Origin of the sequence: Acidiphilium sp. PM, from assembly GCF_000219295.1 — a bacterium.
Classification (GTDB): domain Bacteria; phylum Pseudomonadota; class Alphaproteobacteria; order Acetobacterales; family Acetobacteraceae; genus Acidiphilium; species Acidiphilium multivorum.
In genome coordinates, this window is sequence record NZ_AFPR01000372.1 from 1 (window position 1) to 3,064 (window position 3,064).

General features: G+C 71.3%; 2 protein-coding genes and 1 pseudogene. 2 read left to right on the top strand and 1 reads right to left on the bottom strand.

Annotated features, from left to right (window positions below):
- A pseudogene (locus tag APM_RS12830) lies at positions 1 to 206 on the top strand (MFS transporter); the annotation flags it as partial.
- A gap of 34 nt (positions 207 to 240) precedes the next feature.
- Here APM_RS12830 and APM_RS21545 read toward each other — a convergent pair.
- Positions 241 to 501 carry a hypothetical protein gene (locus APM_RS21545; protein WP_138919197.1) on the bottom strand — a complete coding sequence of 87 codons (261 nt, stop codon included), beginning with the start codon at positions 499 to 501 and terminating at the stop codon, positions 241 to 243.
- On the opposite strand from APM_RS21545, the gene APM_RS12835 reads away from it, so the two are divergent.
- The coding region (locus tag APM_RS12835; protein WP_007423803.1) for an indolepyruvate ferredoxin oxidoreductase family protein at positions 482 to 3,064 on the top strand (2,583 nt) is incomplete at its 3' end. The two genes, APM_RS21545 and APM_RS12835, sit on opposite strands and share 20 nt — an antisense overlap.

A 3,064-nucleotide genomic window follows, 5' to 3' on the forward strand; every position in this document is an offset into this window, starting at 1 on the left:
CGGGCGCCGCGGCCGAACGCGCGATGGCGGCGAACCCGGCGCTGCCGGCGGCATTCCACGCGGCGTTCCTGATCACCGCCGGCTTCGCCCTGCTCGGCCTCGTCGCGGCTATCCGGGTGGAGGACACGCCGCTGCGCGAAACCGTGGCAACCGACGGCACCGACACCGACGAGGCCGACGCCGAACCCGCCGCGATCGGCCACTGACGTTTTGCCCCCGCGCCGCGCGGCGCGGACGAAATCACGTTTCCGTGATGATGCGGCGCGGCATCCGGGCCACCTCGTCCCCCGCGCAATAAAATTTCGTGATCCACGCGGCGCGAGGGCCGCGGGATGGCCGCGCGGCGCCGCCGCGCGCAGCGATCGGCAAGCCGTTACGATCCGGACAAAAACCTGATTTTGCTCGCAAATTTCGATCACGCGGCGCATAATTCGCGGCGGATAAAAAGCCCGGCGCAAAGGCCGGGCGGGGGAAATTCCGCATGAAGACCGCCGACACCATGCTCGACATCCGCTACCGCCCCGGCCCCGGACGGGTGATCCTGACCGGAACCCAGGCGCTGATCCGCCTGCTGCTGGCGCAGCGCCGGCGCGATGCGGCCTCGGGGCTGAACACGGCGGGGTTTCTCTCCGGCTATCGCGGCTCGCCGCTCGGCGCGGTGGACATCCAGGCCCATGCCGCCGCCGCGTTGCTGGCGGCGGAGGGCATCGTCTTCCGCCCCGGCGTGAACGAGGACCTGGCGATGACCGCAATCTGGGGCACCCAGATCGTCCCGCTCTTCCCCGGCGCCACACACCAGGGCGTGTTCGCCATGTGGTATGGCAAGGGGCCGGGGGTCGACCGCTCGGGCGATGCGCTCAAGCACGCCAATTACGCCGGCACCACCCGCCACGGCGGCGTGCTGGTGGTCGCGGGCGACGATCATGCGGCGAAATCCTCCACCGTCGCGCATCAGAGCGAGCCGGCGCTGATCGCCGCCGGCGTGCCGGTGCTGGCGCCGAGCTCGGTGGCGGACATTCTCGAACTCGGGCTTTATGGCTGGGCGGCCTCGCGCCATTCCGGCCTCTATGTCGGGTTCAAGACGGTCGAGGAAATCATCGACTGCACCGCCTCGGTCGAGACCGGCCTCGATGTCCCGATCATCCTGCCCGATATCGACCCCGACAGCGTCGCGATGCGGCTGCACGAGCCGGTGCTGGCGCAGGAGGCGCGGGTGCTCGGCCTGCGCCGGCCGGCGCTGATGGATTTCGTCGCCGCCAACCGGATCAACCGCATCGTCGAACCCGCCCCCGGCGCGCGGCTCGGCATCGTCACCGCCGGGAAATCCTTTCTCGATGTCGAGCAGGCGCGGGCCGATCTCGGGCTCGGCTTCGCCCGCGTGCTCAAGCTCGGCATGACCTGGCCGGTCGAGCCCGGGATCGTGCGGGACTTCGCGCGCGGGCTGGAGGAGATCGTCGTCGTCGAGGAAAAAGCGCCGGTGATCGAGGACCAGCTGCGGGCGATCCTCTACGGCATGGCCGGCGCGCCGCGCATCGTCGGCAAGCGCGACGAGACCGGGGCCACGCTGTTCCGCGCCGAGAGCGACCTCTCCGCCGCCGATGTGACGCTCGGGCTCGGCCGGCGGGCGCAGCGCCTCCTGCCGGACGAGGCGCGGGAGGCGGCGCTCGCGCACCTCGCCGCGACGATCGAGGCCGGCCACGCGCTCGATTTCGGCGCCCACCGGGTGCCGCATTTCTGCGCCGGCTGCCCGCACAACACCAGCACGAAAGTGCCGGAGGGCTCGCGGGCGATGGCGGGCATTGGCTGCCATTTCATGGCGACGTGGATGGACCGCGCGACCGATGTCTATTCCCACATGGGCGGCGAGGGCGCGGCCTGGATCGGCCAGGCGCCGTTCACCACCGAGCGGCACGTCTTCGCCAATATCGGCGACGGCACCTATCACCATTCCGGCCTGCTCGCGATCCGCGCCGCCATCGCCGCCGGGGTGAACATCACCTATCGCGTGCTGTTCAACGACGCGGTGGCGATGACCGGCGGCCAGCATGTCGACGGGCCGCTGAGCGTGCCGCAGATCACCCGCGAACTCGCCGCCGAAGGGGTGCGGCGGATCGAGGTGGTCACCGACGAGCCGGAGAAATACCAGGGTGTTGCCGATCTCGCGCCCGGCGTCAGGGTATCGCACCGCCGCGAGCTGGACGCGATCCAGCGCGCCATCCGCGAGATCCCCGGTGTCACCGCGATCGTCTACGACCAGACCTGCGCGACCGAGAAGCGCCGCCGCCGCAAGCGCGGCACGATGGCCGACCCGGCGAAGCGCGCCTTCATCAACAAGCGCGTCTGCGAGGGCTGCGGGGACTGTTCGCTGGTGTCGAACTGCATCGCCGTGGTGCCGGTGGAAACCCCGTTCGGCCGCAAGCGGGCGATCGACCAGTCCGCCTGCAACAAGGATTTCTCCTGCGTCGAGGGGTTCTGCCCGAGCTTCGTCACCGTGCATGGCGGCGGGCTGAAGCGGCCGGAGGCGACGCGCGCCGCCCCGCCCGATGACCTGCCCGAACCCGCGCTGCCGCCGCCGGAATGGGACATGGTGGTGGCCGGGATCGGCGGCACCGGCGTGGTGACGATCGGCGCGCTGCTCGGCATGGCCGCGCATCTCGACGGCACGCCGGTTTCGGTGGTCGATGTGCTCGGCCTCGCGCAGAAGGGCGGCGCCGTGGTCTCGCATCTGCGCTTCGGGGCGGCGGCCGGGGCGGCGCAGGCGCTGCGGGTGCCGGCCGGCCGGGCCAACCTGCTGCTCGGCTGCGACGCGCTGGTCGCCGGCGAGCGGGAGACGCTCGACTGCCTCGGCGAACAGACCCGGGCGGTGGTCAACCTGCACGAGACGATCACCGGGGAGTTCACCCGCAACCCCGCCTTCTCGCTGCCGATGGCGCGGCTGCGGCAGAGCCTGGCGCGCCGGGTGGGCGAGGCACATCTCGACACGATCGAGGCCACCGCCATCGCCACCGCGCTGATGGGGGACGCGATCGCGACCAACCTGTTCCTGCTCGGCTATGCCTGGCAG

Bases quoted from the DNA above. Each gene is read 5' to 3' on its own strand.
- APM_RS21545 (WP_138919197.1), bottom strand. From the start codon at position 501: ATGGTGTCGGCGGTCTTCATGCGGAATTTCCCCCGCCCGGCCTTTGCG.